The sequence below is a fragment of the Sanguibacter inulinus genome (genome assembly GCF_013415325.1).
GTDB classification, from domain to species: Bacteria; Actinomycetota; Actinomycetes; order Actinomycetales; family Cellulomonadaceae; genus Sanguibacter; species Sanguibacter inulinus.
The window spans coordinates 29,041-52,363 of sequence record NZ_JACBYE010000019.1 but is presented as its reverse complement, the minus strand read 5'-3'; the positions used below and the strand labels follow the sequence as shown (position 1 = coordinate 52,363).

At 69.3% G+C, this 23,323-nt stretch carries 23 protein-coding genes; 1 reads left to right on the top strand and 22 read right to left on the bottom strand.

Annotation, left to right across the window (positions count from 1 at the left end; genetic code table 11):
- Positions 1-87: 87 nt before the first annotated feature.
- Positions 88-774 carry an ABC transporter permease gene (locus tag HZZ10_RS09510; protein WP_056134467.1) on the bottom strand — a complete coding sequence of 229 codons (687 nt, stop codon included), beginning with the start codon at positions 772-774 and terminating at the stop codon, positions 88-90.
- Complete coding sequence (locus HZZ10_RS09505) at positions 771-1,445, bottom strand: ABC transporter permease (protein WP_179913319.1); 675 nt, start codon at positions 1,443-1,445, stop codon at positions 771-773. Before HZZ10_RS09505 ends, HZZ10_RS09510 begins: the two co-directional genes overlap by 4 nt.
- A gap of 113 nt (positions 1,446-1,558) precedes the next feature.
- Between HZZ10_RS09505 and HZZ10_RS09500 the strand changes: the two genes are divergently transcribed.
- Entirely contained in the window at positions 1,559-2,623 is a 1,065-nt protein-coding gene (locus HZZ10_RS09500) for an ABC transporter ATP-binding protein (protein WP_179913318.1), read from the top strand.
- Between the two features lie 5 nt (positions 2,624-2,628).
- On the opposite strand, the gene HZZ10_RS09495 is transcribed toward HZZ10_RS09500, so the two are convergent.
- The 20 genes from HZZ10_RS09495 to HZZ10_RS09400 all read right to left on the bottom strand — a co-directional run bounded on the left by HZZ10_RS09495 (position 2,629) and on the right by HZZ10_RS09400 (position 23,322).
- Positions 2,629-3,213: a 1-acyl-sn-glycerol-3-phosphate acyltransferase gene (locus HZZ10_RS09495; RefSeq protein WP_056134470.1), complete on the bottom strand. Its 585-nt coding sequence runs from the start codon at positions 3,211-3,213 to the stop codon at positions 2,629-2,631.
- A 4-nt stretch (positions 3,214-3,217) separates the two neighbouring features.
- Complete coding sequence (locus HZZ10_RS09490) at positions 3,218-4,093, bottom strand: tetratricopeptide repeat protein (RefSeq protein WP_179913317.1); 876 nt, start codon at positions 4,091-4,093, stop codon at positions 3,218-3,220.
- Between the two features lie 93 nt (positions 4,094-4,186).
- Positions 4,187-4,576: a hypothetical protein gene (locus HZZ10_RS09485; protein WP_179913316.1), complete on the bottom strand. Its 390-nt coding sequence runs from the start codon at positions 4,574-4,576 to the stop codon at positions 4,187-4,189.
- A complete protein-coding gene (locus HZZ10_RS09480) occupies positions 4,573-5,214 on the bottom strand; it encodes a nucleotidyltransferase domain-containing protein (RefSeq protein ID WP_179913315.1) in 642 nt (213 codons plus the stop codon). Before HZZ10_RS09480 ends, HZZ10_RS09485 begins: the two co-directional genes overlap by 4 nt.
- A 50-nt stretch (positions 5,215-5,264) precedes the next feature.
- Entirely contained in the window at positions 5,265-6,041 is a 777-nt protein-coding gene (locus tag HZZ10_RS09475; RefSeq protein WP_179913314.1) for an alpha/beta hydrolase, read from the bottom strand.
- Between the two features lie 57 nt (positions 6,042-6,098).
- On the bottom strand, positions 6,099-6,941 hold the full coding sequence (pdxY, locus tag HZZ10_RS09470; RefSeq protein ID WP_179913313.1) for a pyridoxal kinase: 843 nt from the start codon (positions 6,939-6,941) through the stop codon (positions 6,099-6,101).
- 97 nt (positions 6,942-7,038) lie between these two features.
- Entirely contained in the window at positions 7,039-8,313 is a 1,275-nt protein-coding gene (locus HZZ10_RS09465; RefSeq protein WP_179913312.1) for a M18 family aminopeptidase, read from the bottom strand.
- Between the two features lie 153 nt (positions 8,314-8,466).
- Positions 8,467-8,733: a GlsB/YeaQ/YmgE family stress response membrane protein gene (locus HZZ10_RS09460; protein WP_179913311.1), complete on the bottom strand. Its 267-nt coding sequence runs from the start codon at positions 8,731-8,733 to the stop codon at positions 8,467-8,469.
- A 496-nt stretch (positions 8,734-9,229) separates the two neighbouring features.
- On the bottom strand, positions 9,230-9,868 hold the full coding sequence (locus tag HZZ10_RS09455) for a Type 1 glutamine amidotransferase-like domain-containing protein (protein WP_218928625.1): 639 nt from the start codon (positions 9,866-9,868) through the stop codon (positions 9,230-9,232).
- Positions 9,869-10,046: 178 nt separating this feature from the next.
- Positions 10,047-12,257 (bottom strand): NADP-dependent isocitrate dehydrogenase, encoded by a 2,211-nt coding sequence (locus HZZ10_RS09450; protein WP_179913310.1) that lies wholly within the window; start codon positions 12,255-12,257, stop codon positions 10,047-10,049.
- Between the two features lie 151 nt (positions 12,258-12,408).
- Entirely contained in the window at positions 12,409-13,893 is a 1,485-nt protein-coding gene (locus tag HZZ10_RS09445) for a DUF2185 domain-containing protein (protein WP_179913309.1), read from the bottom strand.
- Between the two features lie 121 nt (positions 13,894-14,014).
- The gene (locus HZZ10_RS09440) at positions 14,015-14,938 is read right to left on the bottom strand and encodes a hypothetical protein (RefSeq protein WP_179913308.1); all 924 of its coding nucleotides are present in this window, start codon (positions 14,936-14,938) and stop codon (positions 14,015-14,017) included.
- 142 nt (positions 14,939-15,080) lie between these two features.
- Positions 15,081-15,401: a DUF2185 domain-containing protein gene (locus HZZ10_RS09435; RefSeq protein WP_308507543.1), complete on the bottom strand. Its 321-nt coding sequence runs from the start codon at positions 15,399-15,401 to the stop codon at positions 15,081-15,083.
- 45 nt (positions 15,402-15,446) lie between these two features.
- Entirely contained in the window at positions 15,447-15,992 is a 546-nt protein-coding gene (locus HZZ10_RS09430; protein WP_179913306.1) for a hypothetical protein, read from the bottom strand.
- Between the two features lie 39 nt (positions 15,993-16,031).
- On the bottom strand, positions 16,032-17,993 hold the full coding sequence (locus HZZ10_RS09425; protein WP_179913305.1) for an HNH/ENDO VII family nuclease: 1,962 nt from the start codon (positions 17,991-17,993) through the stop codon (positions 16,032-16,034).
- A 133-nt stretch (positions 17,994-18,126) separates the two neighbouring features.
- Complete coding sequence (locus HZZ10_RS09420; protein WP_179913304.1) at positions 18,127-18,441, bottom strand: DUF6507 family protein; 315 nt, start codon at positions 18,439-18,441, stop codon at positions 18,127-18,129.
- Positions 18,442-18,614: 173 nt separating this feature from the next.
- Positions 18,615-18,923, bottom strand: a complete 309-nt coding sequence (locus HZZ10_RS09415) for a hypothetical protein (protein ID WP_056134510.1) — start codon at positions 18,921-18,923, stop codon at positions 18,615-18,617.
- A gap of 12 nt (positions 18,924-18,935) precedes the next feature.
- Entirely contained in the window at positions 18,936-19,280 is a 345-nt protein-coding gene (locus tag HZZ10_RS09410) for a hypothetical protein (RefSeq protein WP_056134513.1), read from the bottom strand.
- 156 nt (positions 19,281-19,436) lie between these two features.
- Complete coding sequence (locus HZZ10_RS09405) at positions 19,437-20,360, bottom strand: hypothetical protein (RefSeq protein ID WP_179913303.1); 924 nt, start codon at positions 20,358-20,360, stop codon at positions 19,437-19,439.
- A gap of 46 nt (positions 20,361-20,406) precedes the next feature.
- Complete coding sequence (locus HZZ10_RS09400; RefSeq protein ID WP_179913302.1) at positions 20,407-23,322, bottom strand: hypothetical protein; 2,916 nt, start codon at positions 23,320-23,322, stop codon at positions 20,407-20,409.
- Between the last annotated feature and the right edge of the window lies 1 nt (position 23,323).

Here is a 23,323-nt window from a genome sequence, read left to right as displayed (position 1 = left end):
GAAGGTCTAGTGGACCGCGACGCCAGGTGCAGGGCAACCGGGCGGGGCGCGGATTCGGTATCGCTCTGATAACGGTCTGTGGGCCGGTCAGGACCCTTGCAGGGCTCGGACCGGTGCGGGGGTGAGGAGTCGCTGCCCGAGGGCGAGCAGCCCCTCGACCACCAGGCAGAGCAGCGCGACGATCACGCCGCCGGCCAGCACCTGGCCGTAGCGCTGGGTGCCGAAGCCCTGCGTGATGATGATGCCGAGGCCTCCGCCACCCACCAGGGCGGCCAGCGGGATGGTCGCGATCACCTGCACGACGGCTGTCCGCAGCCCTGAGGTGATGAGCGGCAGGGCGAGCGGGAGCTCGACGTGCAGCAGCACCCGCGGGCCGGACATGCCGATGCCCGTGGCCGCGTCGCGGATGTCGGCGTCGACGCTGCGCACCCCCTCGTAGGTGTTCGCGAGGATCACCGGCAGCGCGAAGATCGCCGCCGCGTAGACGGTCGGGGTGTTGCCGAAGCCGACACCTGTCGACGCGAAGATGGTCAGCAGCGCGAAGGTCGGCAGGGCGCGCGTGACGTTGGTGAGGACCACCGTCGACGTGCCGAGCCTCGCCGCGCGGCGGCTGTGCCCGAGGACGACACCGAGGGGCAGCGCGACGACCGAGGCGAGGAGGACGGCCTGCAGCGTCATGACGAGGTGCTCGCCGGTCAGGGCGAGGATGCCGCCCTTCCCCGACCAGTTGAGGGGGTCGTTGAGCCACGCGATCGCGGCCTCGATCTCGTTCATCGTGCGCTCACCGCCGCTCGTGACCAGGGTGTGACGAGCCGGCCGACCAGGTAGAGCACGAGGTCGATCGTCAGGCCGAGGGCGAGACAGAGCAGTGTCGCCGTCATGATCTGCGCGTGGTAGCCGCTCGTGAAGCCGCGGAACATGAGCTGCCCGAGCCCGCCGTAGCCGATGACGACACCGACGGTCACGAGGGCGACCGTGCTCACCGACGCCAGACGCAGACCGGTGATCACCGCGGGGAGCGCGTTGGGGAGCTCGACCGTGAAGAGCATGCGCCACCGCCCGTAGCCCACGCCGCGGGCCGCATCGGTCACCGCAGGGTCGACGCCGCGCAGACCGACGAGGGTGTTGCGCACGAGCAGCAGCAGCGCGTAGAGGACCAGCCCCAGCAGCACAGTCGTCCGGCGGTCCCGGATGAAGGGGTAGACGACGGCGAAGAGAGCGAGGGAGGGGATCGTGTAGAGCACGCCTGTCGTCGCGACGAGCGGCCCGGCGAGGCGGGGCCACGCGTGCGCGAGCGCGGCGAGCGGGATCGCGACGACGAGAGCGATGGCGATCGCCTGGAGCGTGAGCGTGACGTGCTCACCGAGATACCGGAGGATCTCGTCCGAGTTGTCCTGCACGTACTGCCAGGACAGCCACGGGTTTGCCGGCTGCTCGGGAGTCATCTGCCCGACGGTACCGGGTGGCGCCGACACCGGCGCGGGCAACGAGGGTGACCTCTGTCGCCCCAGCGCTCCAGCCCGCGCCGCTGTCGGGACTTCCCGGTAGCGTCGTGGCCATGAGCAGCGCGCGGACGTCCCACCACGGCACCGACCCGAAGAGCGGCGGCGCGTCGAGCGTCGCGCCAGGCGACGTCCTCATCCGATTCGAGGACGTCCGCAAGGAGTTCCGCAACCAGACCGTCGCGGTCACCGACCTCGACCTCGAGGTCCGCAAGGGCGAGCTGCTGGTCCTCGTGGGTCCGTCGGGCTGCGGCAAGTCGACGACCCTGCGCATGGTCAACCGCCTCGTCGAGCCGACGGGTGGCCGGATCACCCTCGACGGCGAGGACATCATGAGCACCGACGCCGTCGCGCTCCGTCGCCGTGTCGGCTACGTGATCCAGCACGTCGGGCTGTTCCCGCACCGCACCGTCGCGCAGAACGTCGCCACGGTCCCGGGTCTCGTCGGCTGGGACCGCAAGCGCACGAAGGCGCGTGTCGAGGAGCTGCTCGCCCTCGTCGGGCTCGCGCCCGAGACCTACTCCAAGCGCTTCCCGCACGAGCTCTCCGGCGGCGAGCGCCAGCGCGTGGGTGTGGCCCGCGCCCTCGCGGTCGACCCACCCGTCCTGCTCATGGACGAGCCCTTCGGTGCCGTCGACCCCGAGGGCCGCCGACGTCTGCAGAGCGAGTTCCGCCGCATCCAGTCCGAGCTCGGGACGACGGTCATGCTCGTCACCCACGACATCGACGAGGCCGTCCAGCTCGGCGACCGCGTGGCGGTCTTCAGCAAGGGCGGCGTGATCGAGCAGATCGACACGCCCCTGCGCCTGCTGTCCCAGCCCGCCAACGACTTCGTCGAGAACTTCATCGGTGCCGGTCGGTCGATGCGCATGCTCGGCCTCGGGCACGTCTCGCGCGACGACCTGCGCCCGCTCGAGCACGTGCACCCCGGGGCGACGCTCGCGTCGATCCCGCTCGGCACGTCCCTCGACGAGGCCTTCGCCGAGCTCGCCGTCTCCGAGACCGGCGGCGTGCTCGTCACCGACGGCAGCGAGACCGTCGGTCTGCTCACCGCAGACGACCTGCTCGCGTCGCTCAGGCGCCTCGTCGCCGAGGACCACCGCGACGCGATCGCGGGCTGAGGCGCTCAGTCCTGGGTGGGCTGGTCTTCTTCGCGCAGTCGCGGCTCTGTCCGGCGCGAGGGCGTGTGACCGGCCTTGTCGGCGTAGAAGGCCCGGACGAGCTCCATGTCTGCGCGGACGTCGCCGCTCGGGGTGAAGGTCGGCCCGAGGCCGGCGGTCATGGTCGTCCGGTCGACGTAGCCCAGCGTGACGGGCAGCCCTGCCTCGCGGGCGATCCGCAGGAAGCCTGACTTCCAGTACTCGCCCTTGCTGCGTGTGCCCTCGGGCGTCACGACGAGGTAGAACTTCTCCCCTGCGGCGACACGAGAGACGAGCTCGTCGACGAGCCCTGCCGGAGCGCGGCGGTCCACGGGGATCCCGCCGAGGGCGCGCATCAGCCATCCGAAGGGCGGCTTGAACAGCGTGTGCTTGCCGAGGTAGCGCACAGGCACACCCGCGCGGGCCGTGATGGCCAGCATGTGGATGAAGTCCCAGTTGGACGTGTGCGGTGCGCCGACGAGGATGCCCGCCCCGTCCCGGTCGATCGGCTCGGTCTTGAGCGTCCAGCGGCTCAGCGACCAGTAGACCCGTGCGACGTGCTCGCGGATCACCAGGTCACCGCGGCCCGGTGCTGCCGGAGTACTCGCCCCGGGCCAGCTCGTAGGCGGCGTCGGCCTGGTCGGTACGCCCTGCGGCCGTGTAGATCTCAGCGAGGGCGACGAGGCACGCGCCAGCCGGGCGGTGGAGCCCGAGGTCGTTGTAGGTGGCGCGGGCTGCCGTGTAGTCGGCCTCGGCGTCGTCGAGGCGCTCGGCGGCGTGCCGGGTCGCTCCGCGGCCCGCGAGTGCGTCAGCCCGCTGACGCGCCAGGTCCAGCTCGGTGTAGATGTCCAGGGCGGCGGTGTAGCTCGTGTCGGCCTCGGCCAGGTGACCGGTCTCGCGGAGCACGAGCGCCAGCCCGGCCGCGCAGTCGGCGACGCGTGAGCGGAGCTGGTGCTTCTCGTAGAACGCGAGGGCCGCGGTGTACGCGGTGGCTGCGTCGTCGAACCGTCCCGCAGCCGCGAGGATCCCGCCGAGGCTGAGGTTCGCGCTGGCGGTCTCACGCTCGAGACCGAGGGTCGAGTAGGTCTCGCGGGCCTCGACGTAGGCGGTCTCAGCCTCGGCCAGGCGCTCGGCTGCACCGTGGGCGAGCCCGAGGTTCATGAGGCACCCGGCGACCTGGCGGGTCAGCCCGGCAGCCCTGTAGACCGCGAGCGCCTCGGCGTACGCGACGCTCGCCTCGGCGCCTCGTCCGGTGTCCCAGAAGACGTCTCCGAGGCCCACGGCGGCGGCAGCCGCCTCGAGGGAGTGGCCGTTCGCGACGAAGTAGTCGCGGGCGAGCGTCCAGCCGCGCTCGGCCGTCGGGTAGTCCTGGGCACCGTACGCCTCGGCGGCGTCACGGGACACGTCGTCAGCGGCACCGCGGTGCGCGTCGAGGGGGAGGCTGCGATCCATGGCGACGACTGTACGGGACCGGAGATGTGACGATGACCACCTCGCGGGTGATCTGTGGGCAGCCAGGTCAGGGCCGATGGGAGACAGTCGAGGTCATGCGCGCATGGCCCTGATCAGCAGGTCCATGGCCCGCTCGGCCGCGACCACCTGGGCGCGTTGCACGGGCTGCGCCGAGTAGCCGGCTCTGGTCTTCATCCGGAGCAGGGTCGACAGCGCTCTCGACGGTTCTCTCGCGACCTTGGCGAGCGCGACAGCAGCGTCGGCGTGGCTCGCGCCCTTGGAGTACCGCCCGGTCGTCCGCACGAGGAGCACGTCTGCCGCCGCGATACCAGCGTGCACGCACAAGGTCACGACTGCGTCGTCGAGCGCACCGTCGCCTTCGTCGAGGTCTCGGACCATCTGCGCTGCCAGCTGGAACTGCTCGGCCTTCGACGAACGACCGTCGATCTCCGTTCGCGATGCCTCGGTCTCGCGCGGCGTCATCGTCGCCCGTGCCGGGCCTGCAGCCCACGAAGCCAGGTCGCCCGCCCTGCGAAGGGCAGCCCCGAGACTGCGACCTCTACGAGCACCGGGTCGACCGGGTTCGCGACGACCTCGCTCTCGTCCAGGACCAGCACGTCTGCATCGTTGCCGGTCCAGCGTCGCACCTGAGCGGTCAACGACAGGACCTGCTGGTCCCACATCTCCTCGTCTGCCTCGACAGGGCGCACGAGGAGAAGGTCGATATCACTCTCGGTGCCCATGCGGCCTCGCGCCGCGGATCCGAAGAGCGCACCGAAGACGGGTGGGACAGCCCACGCCGTCGTGGTCTCCTCGAGGCGCTCGAGAAGGGTCGCCCGCAGTCTGGCGAGCTCGCGGATCGGCGATGCAGCGAGGTGCTCAGAGTTGAACGTGTACGCCATGGTGCCGCCGACCTGCTGACGCTCGACGACTCCTTCGGTGGTCAGCCTGTTGAGCACCTTGCGGATCCCGGTCAGCGATCCCTTGGAGCTCTCGCCGAGCCTCAGGAGTCGCTCGATCTGCCCGGTGGTGAAGGTGACGTCGGGCGCTGAGGCGAGAGCCACGAGCACATCGCCGTCGAGCGTGGGCGTGACGGTCGACATCGGACGCTGGGTCTGCATGTCTCACCTCCGTGTCGTAGGTGACACTATTGTACGCCCAGTGCGACTATCTAGCGCAGCGGCAACCACGCGAGGACGTCCTGGACGGTCGTGTCCCACAGGCCCCAGCTGTGGTCGCCAGGGCGCAGGTCGACGGTGACCGGGACGCCGTGCCTCGCGGCGGTGTCGCGGAAGTCGAGGTTCGACTGGAGCAGGAAGTCCTCGGTCCCGCACATCTGGTAGAGCGCGGGCAGGGTCGCGGGGTCGACGGTGCTCAGCAGGTGCAGCAGGTCGGAGTCGGTGCCCCGCACGGAGGTGTCGCCGTAGACCTTGCGGAGCACCTCGAAGCCCTCGCCCCGCTCGAGGACGGCCTCGTGGAGGGACGCGACGTCGAGGGCGCCAGACAGGCTGGCGGCTGCGGCGATCTGCTCCGGCTTGCGCAGCGCCCACTGGAACGCGCCGTAGCCGCCCATCGACAGGCCGGCGACGAAGGTGTCCTCGCGGCGGTCGGAGAGGTGGAAGAAGGACCGCGCGAGGCCGGGCAGCTCTTCGGTGAGGAAGGTCCAGTACGGGTCGCCGTAGACCTCGTCAGAGTAGAAGCTCTTGGCAACCTGCGGCATGACCACGGCGATGCCCAGCTCTGTCGCGTACCGCTCGATCGACGTGCGGCGGGCCCAGGTGGTCGCGTCGTCGCTCAGTCCGTGCAGCAGGTAGAGGGTCGGCGTCGCGCCTGCGCGCTCGGTGCCCTCCATCCCGATCTGGGAGTGGGTGCGCTGCGGCAGCACCACCGTCATGGTGGTGCTCAGACCGAGCACGTCGGAGAAGAAGTCGCACGTCACGAGAGCCATGCACGACAGCCTAGGACGGGTGAGGTCTCGACGACCTGTCGTCCACAGGGTCCGGTCTCAGCGCGCGGCAGGCTCCCACCCGGTCGGCGGCAGCAGCAGGTGCCGCGATCCCTGCTCGGCCGTCCAGCGCAGCGCGCGCGAGACGGCGTCTGCGGCCTCGCGCGCAGCGTCGAGCAGCGTCGCACCCGAGGCGAGCGCGGCGGTCAGCGCACCGTTGAAGAGGTCACCTGTGCCGTTGGGGGCGTCGGACTCCTTGATCGAGGGCACCCGAGTCACGCTCTCGCGCTCGACCACCACGGTCTCGATGACGCCGGGCTCGGTGTCGACGAGGTAGCACCCCGTGACCACCACGCCGTGCTGCGCCGGCCCGATCAGGGTCCGGGCGGCGGCGGCGAGGTCGTCGACGGTCCCCTCCCCCGGTGCCGCGACAGCCGGCCCGGAGACGAGCAGCCCGAGCTCGAACTGGTTCGGGGTGAGGACGTGCGCCCGGCGGGCCAGCTCGTCGCGCAGGACGTCGACCACCCCCGGAGCGACGAAGACCCCGGACCCGGTGTCCCCCATGACGGGGTCGCAGACGTAGACGATCCCAGGGCCGGCGACGAGCGCCCTGTCGACGAAGGCCGCGACGGCCTCACCGGTCTCGCGAGAGCCGAGATATCCGCCCACCACGCACACGGTGTCGTCGAGCACCCCGTGCTCCTCGAGGCCGAGCAGCAGGTCCGCGACGAGGGTCGGGTCGGTGACCCGACCACGGAAGCGCCCGTGGCCCGGGTGGTTGGAGAACAGGACCGTCGGCACCGCGAGGACCGTGAAGCCGGCGTCCTGCATCTGCGGCACGGCTGCGGCGTTGCCGACGTGGCCGGCCACCACCTGGCTCTGGATCGAGACGATCGTGCTCACCGTGCGGCTCCTCGTGGTCCTGCCCTCCGGCAGGGTCGTGTGTGCGGCTGACGTCAGTCGTCCGCCGTGTGTCCGGGTCGCTCCCCCGGCCCGGGTCTCAGCCGGCGAAGAAGGCACCGACCGCAGCGGCGAGGCCGTGCAGGTCGTCGACGTGCGCGAGCTCGCGGGCCGAGTGCATCGACAAGAGCGGGACGCCGACGTCGACCGTGCGGATGCCCAGCCTGGTGGCCGTGAGGGGTCCGATGGTCGAGCCGCAGGGCACCGTGTTGTTGGAGACGAACTCCTGGTACGGCACACCGGCCGCCGCGCAGCTGCGAGCCCAGAGCGCGGCGCCGTGTGCGTCGGTCGCGTACCGCTGGTTGGCGTTGATCTTCAGCAGCGGACCGCGCCCGGCGACGGGCTGGTTCGCCGGGTCGTGCTTCTCCGGGAAGTTCGGGTGGACCGAGTGGCCCGCGTCTGCCGAGAGGCACCACGACGCGGCGTAGGCCTGGAGCCGCTGCGACGTGGTCGCCCCGCGCGTCGCTCCGACGCGGGTGAGGATGTCGTCGAGGAACGGTCCGGACGCACCCGAGCGGGTCTCCGAGCCGAGCTCTTCGTGGTCGAAGGCCGCGAGCACGCTGACGTGGTCTGCGCTGGGCTCGTGGGCTGCGCCGAGCAGGGCGTGCAGACCTGCGAAGACCGACGTGAGGTTGTCCATGCGCCCCGCGGCGAAGAGGGCTTCGTCGAGCCCGAAGCGCGCGGGGGCGGCGGTGTCGGCCGTGAGGATGTCGTAGCCGACGACCTCGTCGCCGCTCAGGCCGGCCAGGCCTGCGAGGTGACCGAGGAGGTCGGCCTGCGACCTGTCGCCGATGCCGTAGACCGGCTGCGTGTGCCGCTGGCGGTCGAGGGTCAGACCGTTGTTCGCGTCGCGGTCGAGGTGGATCGCGAGCTGCGGGATCCGCAGGAACGGCCCGGTCCGCACGAGGACCTCACGACCGTCCGCGGTGACGAGCCGACCGGCGAGCTCGAGCTCACGGTCCAGCCAGGAGTTGAGCAGGGGGCCGCCGTAGACCTCGACCCCGGCCTGCAACCAGCCGTGCGAGCCGGTGGTCGGCTTCGGCTTGAGCTTGAAGCCCGGGGAGTCCGTGTGGGCACCGAGGATCCGGAAGGGCGTCGTGGGGCCGGCCTGCTCCGGTGCGACCCACGCGATGATCGCGCCGTCGCGGACCACGTAGGCACGCTGCTCGGCTGCGGACCAGGCGTCGGTCTCCTCGAGACGGACGAACCCGGCCTCGTCCAGGCGGCGGGCCGCCTCGGCGGCGGCGTGGTACGAGGACGGGCTGGCCGCGATGAAGGCGGCGAGGTCTGCGACGTAGTCGGCTGCTGTCTGCATCCATCCATCAAATCACGCGGCACTGTGCTCCCTGCCCACGTCCGCGTGCAGACGCTGCGACTGCCCGGGGTGCCGGTTCTCTCCGGACGCACAGGAGGGCCCCACCGTCCGGCGGGGCCCTCCTGGGTGGTGCGGGTGACGCTGTGCTGGATGTCAGCGGCGCGTGCGCTTGCCCGTGATCGAGGTGTAGATGAAGAGCACGACGACCGAGCCGAGGATCGCGAGGAGCCAGGTGCGGATCTCGAAGAACCCACCGAGCTCGACGTCGAGGAAGATGCTGCCGAGCCATCCACCGACGATGGCGCCGACGATGCCGAGGATCAGCGTGGCGAGCCAGCCGCCGACAGCGCGGTCCTTGAGCAGCGCCTTGGCAATTGCTCCGCAGATGAGACCGACGACGATGTAACCAAGAATGCCCATGACAACCTCCAGAAAGAATGTGTTCGGTTGAACCGTGAACCAGTGTTCCAGGGTTCTCCCAGGTTCGCCCGGTGAACGACGATGACGACCGTCACACAGCCAGTTTCTGTTGGTATCTTGCGGATCGTGCGGGTGAGACGACTCCCAGGCCCCGTTCAGGATGCGCGCCCCTCAGGGCACTGCTATACCTATATCAACGCCGCGGAGACGCAGCGTGCCATTCCCCTGTGAATAGCGTCGAGCCTGACGAGAGTCAGGCAGCCCTCCGGGGTTCGGCGGGTGCCACACCTCGTGCCGGTGAGACACCCGCCGACGCTGGGGACGCAGCGCGTGACCACACCGCGCCCCTCAGGTCACCGCAGGTGACAGCGCTGCTTGCCGAGCCCGCATCCCGCCTTCTCGGTCGTCTGCGTCCCGAGCCCGCACCTGGCTGTCGTACGGGCGAGGGCCACCAGCACAGCGGCGACCAGCCAAGCACCGATCAGCCCAGCGCCGATCAGCCGAGCGGCGACGGGACGATCGTCGCGACGCCGTCGACGACGAGCAGCGCCTGGTCGTCGTGGATCCGCTGGATCGGGAACCGCTGGCCATAGGTGGAGACGATCTTGTCGACGAGACTCGACGGGTATGGCGGCAGCTGACCATCGGCGTGCGGCAGGAGGACCGCGTCGACGAGGCCGAGCCCACGCGTGGAGTCGAGCTGCGGGGCCTCCGCGGGGTCGTCCATGAGCCCTAGCGGCTCGACATCCGAGCCAGCGACCGCGGCACCGGCGCTCGCACCGAGGTACAGCATCCCGTCGTGGAGCAGCTGCGGGAGGATCTCGTCCAGCCCTGACCGGCGCAGGTGGTGCAGCAGCACGAAGGTGTTGCCACCTGCCAGGTAGATCGCGTCGAGGCCCGTGACCGCTGCGGCGAGAGCGTCGCAGTCGAGGACCGTCAGGTCGACCTCGACGAGGTCGAGCCCGAAGCCCGTGAGGGCCTGGCGGTCTGCGTCGACCCACGGGGCCGAGGGGTAGATGCTCGTCGCCGCGGCGACGAAGCCGACGCGGGGCGCGCCCGACGCGGGCCGGCCGTTCGCCTCGAAGAATCCGGGGACTGCGCCGAGGCCTGCTGAGAGGAGGAGAGCGGAGATCATGCTCCGAGCGTCTCACGCGCCACCGACGCCTGCCGGTCACCGCAGAGCACGGCCGGGTCGTGGCTGACCGCCCGCCGCCGCACCCAGACCGAACAGCTCTCGAACGCACAGGGCCCGGTCTGGGCGAGCTCGTCAAGAGCTCGCCCAGCCCGGGCCCGTCACGGGTGCATCAGCCGCGTCAGAGCGAGGCGAGAGCCTTCGTGAAGGTGACCGACGGACGCATCACGGCGTCTGTCTTGGCAGCGTCCACCTTGTAGTACCCGCCGATGTCGGCCGGCGAGCCCTGGACGGCGATGAGCTCGTCGACGATCGTCTGCTCGTCGGCGCGCAGCGACGCCGCGAGCGGCCCGAAGGCTGCGGCGAGGTCTGCGTCGTCGGTCTGCTGCGCGAGCTCTTCGGCCCAGAACAGCGCGAGGAAGAAGTGCGAGCCACGGTTGTCGATCGTCCCGAGCTTGCGGCCCGGCGACTTGTTCTCGAGCAGGAACGTGCCGGTGGCACGGTCGAGCGTCGCACCGAGGACGCGGGCCTTCTCGTTGCTGTTCGCGTCGGCGAAGTGCTCGAGGCTGGCCGCGAGCGCGAGGAACTCGCCGAGGCTGTCCCAGCGCAGGTAGTTCTCCTCGACGAGCTGCTGGACGTGCTTCGGGGCGGAGCCCCCGGCACCGGTCTCGAAGAGCCCACCACCGTTGAGCAGCGGCACGATCGAGAGCATCTTGGCGCTCGTGCCGAGCTCGAGGATCGGGAAGAGGTCCGTGTTGTAGTCGCGCAGCACGTTGCCAGTCACCGAGATGGTGTCCTCACCGCGGCGGATGCGCTCGACCGAGAGCGTGGTGGCCTCGGCGGGTGCGAGCACGCGGATGTCGAGCCCGGTGGTGTCGTGCTCGGGCAGGTACGCCTCGACCTTCTTGATGAGGTTCGCGTCGTGGGCGCGCTTCTCGTCGAGCCAGAAGATCGTCAGCGTCCCGGTCGCGCGGGCGCGGTTGACGGCCAGCTTGACCCAGTCACGGATGGCCACGTCCTTGGTCTGGCAGGCGCGCCAGATGTCACCGGCACGCACCTCGTGCTCGAGCAGAGCCTCGCCCGCCTGGTTGACCACGCGGACCGTACCGGCCTCGGGGATCTCGAAGGTCTTGTCGTGCGAGCCGTACTCCTCGGCCTTCTGCGCCATGAGCCCGACGTTCGGGACGGTGCCCATGGTCGTCGGGTCGTAGGCTCCGTTGGCGCGGCAGTCGTCGATGACAGCCTGGTAGATGCCGGCGTAGCTCGAGTCGGGGATCACCGCGATGGTGTCCTGCTCGCTGCCGTCCGGGCCCCACATGTGGCCCGAGGTGCGGATCATGGCAGGCATGGACGCATCGACGATGACGTCGCTCGGCACGTGCAGGTTGGTGATGCCCTTGTCGGAGTTCACCATGGCGAGGCGCGGGCCGTCGGCCAGGCCCTTGTCGAAGGCTGCGCGGATCTCGTCGCCGTTCGGCAGGGCGGCGAGGCCGTCGAGGATGCCACCGAGGCCGTTGTTCGGGCTGAGGCCAGCGGCCTCGAGGTCGGCGCCGTACTGCTCGAAGACGGCCGGGAAGAACGCGCGGACGACGTGGCCGAAGATGATCGGGTCGGAGACCTTCATCATCGTCGCCTTGAGGTGCACCGAGAACAGGACATCCTCGGCCTTGGCGCGGGCGATCGCGTCGGCCAGGAAGGCGTGGAGCTCGGCGACGTCGAGGAAGGACGCGTCGACGACCTCTCCGGCGAGGACCTTCACGCCCGGGTGCAGGACGGTGACGTCACCGGCGGCGTCGACGTGCTCGATGCGCAGGACGTCGTCGGCGCCCAGGACGACAGACTTCTCGTTCGAGAAGAAGTCGTCGTGGCCCATGGTCGCGACGTTCGTCTTGGACTCGGGGGTCCAGGCGCCCATGCGGTGCGGGTTCTTGCGCACGTACTCCTTGACGGAGAGCGGCGCGCGACGGTCCGAGTTGCCCTCGCGGAGCACAGGGTTCACGGCGGAGCCCTTGATCTTGTCGTAGCGCGCGCGGACGTCCTTGTCGGCGTCGGTCTGGGGGTCGTCCGGGTGGTCGGGCAGGTCGTAGCCCTGGGCCTGGAGCTCTGCGATGGCCGCCTTGAGCTGCGGCAGCGATGCCGAGACGTTGGGCAGCTTGATGATGTTGGCCTCGGGCGTCGTCGCGAGGGCGCCGAGCTCGGCGAGGGCGTCGCCGATCCGCTGCTCTGCGGTGAGGCGCTCCGGGAAGGCCGCGATGATGCGGCCTGCGAGCGAGATGTCGCGCGTCTCGAGCTCGACACCGGCGGTGCCGGCGAAGGCGCTCACGACGGGGAGGAACGAGTGCGTGGCCAGCATCGGGGCCTCGTCGGTGTACGTGTAGATGATCTTGCTCATCGTCGGGCAGCTCCTTGGCGTGGCTCTGGGCGAACTTGTCTTGATATCAAGATACATGGGTTGGGGTCGGGGCGGGGGGTCGGCAGCGACCGCTCACCCAGCGTGGCCGGCCGGTCTCCGCGGGCGGCGCCGTGCTCGGCAGCAGTTCCGTCTAGGGAGCGGCCGTGGGAGGTGGCGGCGGCACCTCGGTCATCAGCCCCGGGACGGAGTCCCGACGCGGACGCCAGCCAGGCGCCTCGGTCGCTCGGCGCTCGGCGACCTGGCGCGCCTGCCCGTCCCAGATGCTCGTGAGGACGTTCCCGCTGCGGCGGTTCAGGACTGTCGACAGCAGGTGGAAGGGCGAGACGGGAGTTCTGTTCTCGCGGTCGAACCGCACCACGGGCCGGCCGGAGTAGATGAAGGTCGGGTCGTGGTCGACGGACCACCCTCCGCCGGCCACCCGGAGATACGTCTCGCCGATGTACCGCACAGCCCCGTCGGTGAAGTCCAGGTCAGCCGCGTCCACGAAGGACTGCTGGTCCGGCCACATGTCGAGGACGTACTGCTCCAGCCCCGCCAGAGACTCCCGGGTGTACCCGCCGGTCCACTCTCTCGGGGTGATGAAGTCCTCGAACCGTGCGAGCCTCGGGTGCATCGCCTCGAGCCACTCCTGGAACTGTTCTGCCTGCTCCGGCGTCACCTGTGCTTCGTCGGCGCCGGTCAGGCGTGCGTCGGCCACAGGCGTCAACGCCTCCACCCGCTCGCTGGCGTAGCGGCGGACGATCTCGACGAGCTCGTCGGCGGACCTGGACACCACGAGCGCGTCGACAGCGCGTTCCGGCAGCATCACGCGCGCCGCGCCCGTCTCGTCGCGACGCTCGACGAAGGGACGCCCGACCAGACGGTTGCCCTGGTCGAGAGGTCTGTCCTCGACCGACATGACCACCCAGTCTCCCCCACCTGCCCGCAGCGCGACCTCTCCGACGTAGGCCACGTAGGCGGCCTTGGCCGTGCCGTGGTCGACCGGGCGGATGTACCCCCGGTCGGCGTCCTCGACGGCCAGGTGGGCCACGGTCGCCAGCGACTCCACGCTCAGGTCCAGGAGGTCGGCATGCTTCCCGGCGCGTGCCCACAGCGCCGCGATGAGCTCCGGGACGCGCTCCTCCCACTCGACGAGAGCCTGCGGGGTCGGTCGGGCGCCGGTGGCATCCCTCGGTGGCGCGGCCTGCCCAGCATGGGAGTTCGCCTGCTCAGACTCCCGCTCAGCGTCCTGAGGCGCTCCGAAGCTCGTCCTCGGGGCCGGGACATCGGGCACGTAGAAGCTCTCCGGCGGGACCTCCCGGCCCGACGCCGTGTCTACGACCTTGATCCCGGCACCCTCGTCGACCAGCTGCAGGTCCGACCCCACAGGGAAGTCGTAGATCCCGATCAACGCAGGCTCGATCGCGCACACGTCGTTGAAGGGGAGGATCTGCAGGTTCGCGGCATCCGCCAGGTACTCCGCTGTGTCGATGTGGGAGAAGATCCGCCACCCGTTGTCCGCCGGGTCGAACGACTCCTCACGCACCATCCACCGCACCCGACCCGCCCTGGTCGCCACGTTCTTCGACACCAGGCACGCACCTGAACCAGGGATGAACTCCGGAACATCAACCACGACTCACGCCTCTCGCTCAGGGACCGCGATACCGCGGTCGGTCAGGTGCTGCTCCCCTCTCGCGAGCAATGCCGCGATGGACAGCCATCTCAGGTGTACCAACCCGTGGTGCCGCGCACCGTCAGACCGTGTACGCCCAGAGCATCCGTGCGAAGACATCGGTGGACCGCGTCGTGAGGAGTGCGTCGACGGCCCCGTCTGGCAGAGCTGTCCTGCGGTCGCCGTCGGAGTCGGTCCGCTCGACGAACGGCCGACCCACGAAAGGGTTCTCGTGGTTGTCGGGCCTCTGCAGGAGGACCCAGGAACCTCCCGCAGCCCCTATCGCGACCGTCCCGAGATACGCGACGTAGGCAGCCCGCGCGTCGCCCTGCACGCCCTCCGCCAGGTGCCCGGCGTCGGCGTCTTCGAGTGCAACCTGGGCGAGGACCTCGAGCGATAGTGGCAACAGGTCGAGCGACCGGGCACGCTCCGACCCTGCGCGAGACCGGACGACGTCGACGAGAGCGGGGACACGCTGCACCCAGGCCTCGAGCTCGGGAGACCCCAGGCGCTCGACGAAGAGGCCTGGCACAGGCTCACGCACCGGCTCCCAACCTGGGCCCTCGACCTCCCGACGCTCGGCGAGATTCTCCGTCTGCCCGTCCCACACACGGGCGAGCACCTCGCCCGTGCGCCGCGAGAGCACGGCACCCATGAGGTTCACCGGTGAGATGGGTAGCGGGTCCACGGTATCGAGGCGCACGCACGGTCTGCCGGAGAATACGAACTTCGGGTCGTGGTCGACGAACCACCCGCCGCCGCCGAGTCGGAGGTAAGTCTCCCCGATATACCTCGTCGCGCCGTCGATGAAATCCGTGTCCTGCTCCTGCTGGAAGGACGCGACGTCAGGCCACCTGTCGAGCATGTGACGCTCGAGGGCGACGAGAGACTCTCGTGAACAGCCGCCAGACCACCCAGCAGGCGTGATGATGTCCACGAACCGCGCCAGGCGCGGATGCATGTCCTCGAGCCAGGACCGGAACAGGGCGTCGTGCTCGGTCGTCACTGAAACCTCCGTGTCGGTACACCCCATTGACATCCCACCTGACATCAACGATGCCAGAGGCCTGAACAGCCCGCCCCGCCTGGGCAAAGACACACTGGCCCCGTGTCGGGTGCCCTCCTCAGACGGTCTCGACAGCCGACCCTCAGGCCCGCATCGACGGCGGCACGTAGAAGTTCTCCGGCGGGATCTCCCGGCCCGACGCCGTGTCTACGACCTTGATCCCTGCGCCTTCGTCGACCAGCTGCAGGTCCGACCCCACAGGGAAGTCGTAGATCCCGATCAACGCAGGCTCGATCGCGCACGCGTCGTTGAAAGGGATGATCTGCAGGTTCGACGCATCGGCGAGATAGTCCGAGGTGTCGATGTGGGAGAAGATCCGCCACCCGTTGTCGGCAGGGGCCTGAGAGTTCTCGCGCACCATCCACCGCACCCGGCCCGCACCACTCACCACATTCTTCGACACCAAGCACGCACCCGAATTCGGGATGAACTCCGGGACAGCCACGACTCACACCTCTCGTTCGGGGACCGCAATGCCGCGGTCTGTCAGGTACTGCTCCATGCGCGTGACCAGCAGAGCACGCGAATCCTCGGCGTTTCTTGCGAGCTGAAGGGTCGAAAAACCTCTCCATCCTGGTTTCAGCAGATCCAGATCTGGCCGCTCGAAGAACACGTCATAGAACGGAGAAAGTTCCTCGTCGGAATATTTGAACTTTCCGGAGAGCAGCTGCAGGGCGGTGCCACTGCGGGGCGCAACCGCATTGACGTCAACGCCGAGGTCCAAAAGCCGGCGGAGCAGAGGGGCCTCGAGCTCGAAATCGTGCCACGCCTGATCCACCAGGACATGCGCAGCCGTCGCGGCGTTTCTAACACCTACTCGAGAGGGCTTCGCCCCACGATCCAGCAACCATTCAGAGATCGCCACCCGCGCCTCGACATCCCCGTTGCTCAGCGCCTGGATCAGGACATCATAATCCACCGGCCCTTCGTCCGGGAACGCCGCCGTGAATTGCTCAAAATTACTGTTTCCTGCGTCGTACCAGACACTGGCCATCCTCAACCTCCAGCTCGAACCAGTCAGACCTCAGCTCAACTACTGAGATTCATTCGCATGAGACCTGTTAACCCCCGGATCCTCGACCTTATAATTTTTCGGGTCTTGATACTCAGCGATGAACTCTTTTTTTGATATCTCTCCAGAGAGATATCTGTCTCGAAGGTCACTGTACTTCTTCTCCGCGATGTGACCCATGTCCCACAGGCCCGTTCGCGACGCTGCGGGTCGCCCCGGAGACGTGAGGGTCGCGGGTTCTCCAGGGTCCCAATGGACCTCAACACGCTTGCCCTCGAGATTTCTGACGAACACCCGACCGTCTTTGTCCTGCGCGGCCTTCCAGACCTCGCGCACCTGGTCGGGCCCGTATTCCGGTCGATGGTTCGCGTACGGCAGCCTGTCCCCGTTCGCGTCGTAACCGTAACTGTTCGGCTCTCCCCGAGCAGGAAGGTCCCCTGGAGCTGTCTTACCCGGACCCGGGTTCTCTGCGACCCACGCGTTCCCGTCCGGGTCCCACTTCAGGTGCCACCTACGCTCCCCGTTAGGCCCGTCAGGGCGCAGAGGCTCACCGGTCCTGTGATCGACAGGACGCCCGGCCTCGTCAACCGGTGCTCGCTCATACGCCGCCCGTGGGTCATCACCCGTGGGTCGCACCGGGGCTTGGTTCTGGTTGACGGTCTCCCGGCGGCTGGTCTCCGGATCGAAGGGCTTACCCGGCTGCGCCCGGTCGGCGAGCCACGTCTCGGACCCGCGCCGCACGACCGACTCTCCGGGGATCGGGACATCCACCCGGACAGACCCGTCCACGGCAGCGATCAGCCCGGCCGTCCTCGGCATCGTCACCCCGGTCCCCAGGTGCAGCGCACGCGGCCCGGTCGTCACCGCGTTGACACCCGTCTTGACCACCCACGAGCCGCCCGGAACAGCGAAATCGGCCGCACCCGCGACCACGCGGGCCGCCTTGCCCCCGGTGCCGGTCGCCTTGATCGCTGCACCCGTGGGGATGAAGAAGGTCCCGATATTGAGGAGCGTCTCGACACCCGTAGCAAGCCCGTCGTCCGTCCACCGGTGCCACACGTCGTCCGGCCTGCTGCCGTCGTAGCCGATGATCGAGCCCCACCCGCTCTTCGCGAGGTTCAGCTGCTCGTTCATGAACGCGTCAGCCGGGTCGTCGCTCTCCCCCGACGCAGCCCGCGCCGCAGCCTCGCGGTTGCTGACGTTCATCGAGAGAGACGTCGCGAACAGCAGACTCCCCATGCCCGTCCAGCTCTGGCTGTAGACCTCCCCCTCGAAGTAGCCTCCCGTCTCGCGGTTGCGACCCAGGACGAGCATGGCACCGTCCGCAAGCACGTCAGAACCCCAGGAAGACGTCGTGTGGCCGACGGTCTCGTGGCAGTTCCGCTCCTCAGACCGTGCCTGCCCCCAAGGCGACGACACTGCCGGGTCGACCCCTGGCCCGACCGGCACGACCTGCGCCGGCGGTCCGGGCGAGAGCGGCGCAAGAGGCGTGAACTCCTGCAATGCGTTGACGTCGTTCGCGCACTGTGCGGCCGCGGTGGAGACCTCCACCCGGAACGCCTGGAACTCCTCCATGAAGGCGTCGTTGCGATCCACCGTCGCGCCGTCCTCGACCCACGGCACCACAGTCGTGTCCTGGTCGAGACGGCTAGCCCACCGCAGTCCCGCCATCGCGTAGTCGCCCAGGCCCGGACCCTTACCCTCGAGCACGGGGACCGTCACACCGTTGATCACCTCAGCCCTGAAGGTCGCCGCCCGCGCCTCGAAGGCCGCAAGTCTCGGCTTGATCCCCTCGAGGGCACTGGCGTAGGTCTCAAGGTGGCGTGCCATCGCGTCGAGCGTGGTCTTGAAGTCCTCAGCTGCCTGCTCCGCCGGGCTCATCAGGGCGTAGACCCGCTCCTGCTCGGGGGCCTCGTACCCCTCCGGCAGCCCGGACCACGTCGAGCTCATCGCCGCCGTCTCGTCGTGCACGGTCGTGGCCATGCTCCGGAGTGCGGTCGCCGACCCGTAGATCGTCGAGGTGTCGATGTCCGCGGCACGGATGTCGAAGAGATCGGGGTTGACGAGGCCCTCGTCGGCGATGCACTGCGGCGGCGTCCAGCTCATCGGTTCGCCCTCAGCCCTGGTAGCCGTTGAGCGCGAAATAGCTGAGGTCGCCAGACTCGGCCGAGGAGAAGAGCTCGGTCTGGAACGTGGCCGCCATCTCTTCTTGCCCGTTGCTGTAGGCGATCACGGCGTTCGACACCCCGACGATCGCGGCCGTGCCACGACTCACGATCTCTTGGAGCTTCTTCTGCTGCTCGATCAAGATGTCGCCCACCGCCGTCGACACGGGCTGCGTGAGCTCGCCGCCCCACGCCACACCTCCCATCACGACCTGCAACGAGTCTTCGGTGACCGCGGCGCCGAGCCTGTCGACGTCACCACCCACGTCCCGGAGGGACTGTCGCCACCGTGTCGTTCTGGATCTTCCATGTGCTCATCAAGCTGCCCCCCCCCCCGCTAGTTCCGTCTACGCCGCGTCGCGCAGCGCGCAGTTCTCGGCGTCCACGCACACCAGCGCGCCGCCGAGACCTGTCACTTCTCGTCCAATGCCCAGGAAGGTCAGTCCGGGATGTAGGAGGCGGCCTGCTGCAGCCCGCGGCGGGCGATCTCGTCGTTCTCCGACAGAGACGTGCGGATCGCGGAGATGATGCCCTTGACCTCGGTACCGGCCTGGTTCCACTGGGCCTCCATCGCGGCATACCTGTCGCTCACGCCGTCGGCGGAGTACACAGCCATCGCGTTCTTGACATCCATGTCACGACGAGCCAGCGCCGCCTCGAGCGCACCCGCAGCACGCTCGAAGTTCGACTGAGCCGCCTGCGACGAGCTGATGTCGTAGTCGTTCCGATCCATCTGGTTGCTGGACATGACGATCCTCCTCTAGGCCCGGGGGGCGAACTTGGACGTGTCGGCACCCTGGAAGTCAGCGGAGCCCTCAGCAGAACGGTGCTGGTCAGCACCCTCGTCAGCAGCAGTCGTGAACGCCAGGTTCTGACCACCGATCGACTCCGTGATCCCCACCAACGCGTTGTTGAGGATCGAGGAGATGTCGTCCGTGCGCTCCTTGAAGCTGATGAACGACGCCTTGGCCACACCGTTGAACGTGGACTCCAGAGGCTCCGCAGCCTCCTTCAGGTTCCGCACCAGCTGACCCAAGTCGTCAGACTCGGTCGCCGTCTTCTGCCCGAGCACCTGGAGTGCATCGGCTTCCATCGCGAACTTCATGGTTCTCTCCCCCTGCGAATTCCAGAGCCACCTCACGTGGGCAGCCAAGGTCACCCTAGAAAAGGACGCGCGTCATCACGATGGGGAGAAGTGCCCGCGCGGGAGAAGATCGCGGCAGAGAGGAGGAAGAAGAGGAGGAAGAAGAGGAGCTTTTCCTCAGCCCGCGTACCCTCCGACGATCCGGCTGAGCACGCTGGCGTCGCGGGACACCGCGACCTTGTCGACAGCAGGCTCGAGGGCTGCGGTGCGACGGTCGCCCGACTCGTCGAAGCGCTCGACGTACGGACGCCCGACGAAGGGGTTGGAGTCGTCGCGCTCCCCGGGCACGAGGACCCAGGCTCCTCCGGCCGCCCGCAGGGCCACGGCTCCGAGGTACGCCACGTACGAGGCCTTGACGTCCCCGTAGGTCTCGCGGCTCAGGCGTCCTCCGTCGACGTCCTCGAGCGCGAGCTCTCCCAGCGGCTCGAGCGAGGCCAGGGTGAGGTCGAGCCGGGCGGCACGCGCGCCTGCTCGCGACCTGAGGGAGTCCACCAGCTGCGGGACGCGCTGGATCCAGGCGTCGAGCTCGGACGACGACGGGCCCTGAGCAGCGACGACGCCGGGGACGGGGTCGCGGCGCGGCTGCCAGCCCGGACCCTCGGCCTCGCGTCGCCGCTCGACAGCGGCAGTCTGACCGTCCCAGATCCGGGACAGCACGTTCCCGGTGCGCCGGGCGAGGATTGTCGTCATGAGGTGCACGGGTGAGACCGGCATGGGGCTCTCCGTGTCGAACCGCACGACCGGTCGCCCTGTGTAGATGAACTCCGGGTCGTGGTTGATCGACCATCCCCCGCCCGCGAGGCGCAGGTACGTCTCCCCGATGTACCGCGTCGCGCCCTCGATGAAGTCCGTGTCGTTCTCGTCGAGGAACGACTTCTTGTCGGGCCACCTGTCGAGGATGTGCTGCTCGAGGGCGACGAGCGACTCGCGGCTGTACCCCCCGGGCCACCCGGCCGGCATGGTCAGGTCCTCGAACCGGGCGAGCCGGGGGTGCATCTCCTCGAGCCACGCCTGGAACAGCTCGTCCTGCTCGGTCGTCACTGGGTCCTCCGTGTCATCGCTGCTGGTCGTGGGTCTGGCGTGCAGTCTATGGTCTTGCCACAGGCACGCTGTGGAAGACCTCGTAGGTCACCCCGGCGTCGGCGAGCTGCTGGATCGTCGACGGAGACGGCTGGCTGCCGAAGACGTAGTGGACGTCCCATCCGTACTCGGCGACGAGCTTCTTGTCCTTCGCGAGCTGGGCCGGGTCGATCGTGCTGCCCGACTTCATCTCCAGCGCAAGAGTCTCGCTCGGGTTCAGCCCGTCGTAGTTCCGGTCGATGTCGATGTCGATGCCGGAGCCTTCGAACGCGGTGTCGATCGTGGTGTTCCGGCTCCACTCGGTGGCGTCGAGGTCTCTCACGTCGAAGTACGCCTGCTCGAAGGCCGTGCCTCGCGGCAGGTGCCCGATGTTCCGGACGTACATGTCGCGCCAGCTGTCCCACGACATCGCGTCGTCGGTGTGCGAGGCCAGGTACTCCGACCACCTGGAGTGCATGTGCTCGACAGTCCCGACCGTGTACTTCTCGCCGGGTGTGATCTCGGTGAGGTCGAGGGCGTCGGGCTGCGGGGCGTCTGCGAACTGCGCGGCCGGGTGGTCGTAGTGGTAGACCCGCGGCGACTCCACGGTCCCGAGGCCCGTGTCTCCGGCCTGAGGGCCGAGCGCGGACTCCGGCACGCCGGAGGGCGTGGTGGGGTTGCCGGGGTTCTCGGCGATCCACTGCTGACCGTCCGGGTCCCACTTCATGTGCCAGCCACGCGAGCCGTTGGCGTTGTCCCCACGGAGCGGCTCTCCGTCGCGGTGGTCGACGGGTCGACCGTGCTCGTCGACGGGCGCGTTGCGCAGCGCCTCGTCCACGTCGGCCTGGGTGGGGCGACCGGGTGCCTGGCTCTGGTCGGACGTGTCGCGGACCGGGGCCTCGGGGTCGTAGGGCTGACCGCCGGGGGTGGGCTCGGGACGCGGGGTCTCGGGCGACGGACCAGCATCGGGAGCAGGTGTCCCCGCCTCAGGTGCGGGCTGCACAGGTGCACCGCCAGGCTCGGTCGTCTCGGGGACAGGACCAGCCTCGGGACCGGCCTCGGGCACCGGGTTCGGGTCGACGCCGGGCTCCGGCGCAGCTCCAGGCTCGGGAGCCGGGGCGGGCGACGGCCCAGCCTCGGGAGCCGGCGTCCCCTCGGGCGCGGGGCCGGCCTCGGGAGCCGGCGTCCCCTCGGGCGCAGGTCCGGTCTCGGGGACCGGTGCGGGCGACGGGCCAGCCTCCGGGGCAGGAGCAGGCTCGGGCGTCAGCCCGGCCTCCGGAGCAGGCTCCGGACGAGGTCCAGCCTCGGGTGCGGGAGTCGTCTCGGGGGCCGGCGTCGGCTCCGGCCGTCCACCGCTCGGCGGCTGCGTGCCGTCCTGCGCCCCAGGAGCCGCAGGTGCCGGGTCGGCAGGCGTCGTCGGCTCGGGGCCGCGCCCACCGGGGGCGACGTCGTCGATGCTCGGGCCAGGCCGGCTGGCAGGGCCGCTCACGTCGGGCAGGACCGACGGCGGTGCCGTCGTGCCGGGGCCGCCGCCGCTCGGGACGATCGACGAGCTCGGCGGCGGGGTCGCCTGGGACACCGGCACGTCGTCGATCGCGTTGATGAGGGCTGTCGGCGAGAGCTTGACGCCGTTGACACCGACCTGGGTGGTCGCGCCGAGGCCGGGGACGCCGTTGTCGGCGACCTTGAGGAGGTCGCTCAGACCTGTCGCGACGCGCACGCCGCCCTTGACGACCCACGAGCCTCCGGGGATGAGGAAGTCGGCGCCGACGGCCGCGATCTTCGCCACCTTCGCGCTCGCGCTGCCGACCTTGAGGCCCGCGCCGACCTGCCCGGCACCGGGGATGAAGAAGGTACCGACGTTGAGGATCGACTCGGTGCCCGTCGCGACACCGTCTTCCTTCCACTTGTGCCACGGGTCGTCGGGGTTCTCGATGTCGAAGCCGATCATCGAGCCGACGGTCCCGGCGACCACCTTCTGACGGTCGTACATGAAGTCTGTGAACGCGTTGCCGTTGCCCGTCGCGGCCATGATGTTGGCGATCGTGGCGGCTGGGGTCGTGGCGAGCACGAGGGAGCCGGCGAGGTTGCCGAGCCCGCCCCAGGCCTGGCCCCAGGCCTCGCCCTGGAAGAACTCGCCGTTCTCGGGGTTGTACCCGAGCACGAGCATCCCGGCACCCTCGGCGATGCCGATGCCGAAGTTCGCGGCGCCGTGGCCGACAGACTCGGGGCAGTTGCGGTCCTCGTCCCGGGACTCGCCCCACGGCATCGGCATCTCGGGGTTGTTGAAGGCCTCGGCGGGGATCGCCTCGACGGGTGCGACGCACGAGTTCTGCACCAGGGCGTTGATGTCGTTGGCGCACTGCGTGGCCGCCGTGGAGATCTCCTCCAGCAGCCCTGCGTACTCCTCGAGCAGCTTCTGGTTGCGCTCGACGGTCGCGCTGTCCTCGTACCAGGGCACCGTGACAGTGCGCTGCTCGACCCCGGGCACCCACTGGAAGGCCCACTCGGCGTAGTCCTCGACGTTCGCCTCGTTGCTCTCGGCCGCGATCGTCTCGACACCGTTGATGACCTCGGCGCGGAAGTCCGCTGCGGTCGTCTCGAAGGTCGACAGACGGCTCTTGATCCCGTCGAGGACCCCGGCGTAGGTGTCGAGGTGACCAGCAGCCGCGTCGAAGGCCGTCTTGAGCTCGGTGGCGGAGGTGACCGCCGGAGTCATGAGGGCGTAGACCTGCTCCTGCTCGGGGGCCTCGTAGCTGCCGCTGAGCCCGGCCCACGTCGTGTCGATCGAGCTGGTCTCGTCGTGGACGGTCGTGGCCATCGCACGGATGCTCGTCGCCGAGCCGGTGATGGCCCCGGTGTCGAGGTCGCTGGCGCGTGCCGGGAACGCGTCGGGGTTGATCAACCCGCCGTCGTTCACGCACATCGTGGGTGTCGTCGTCATG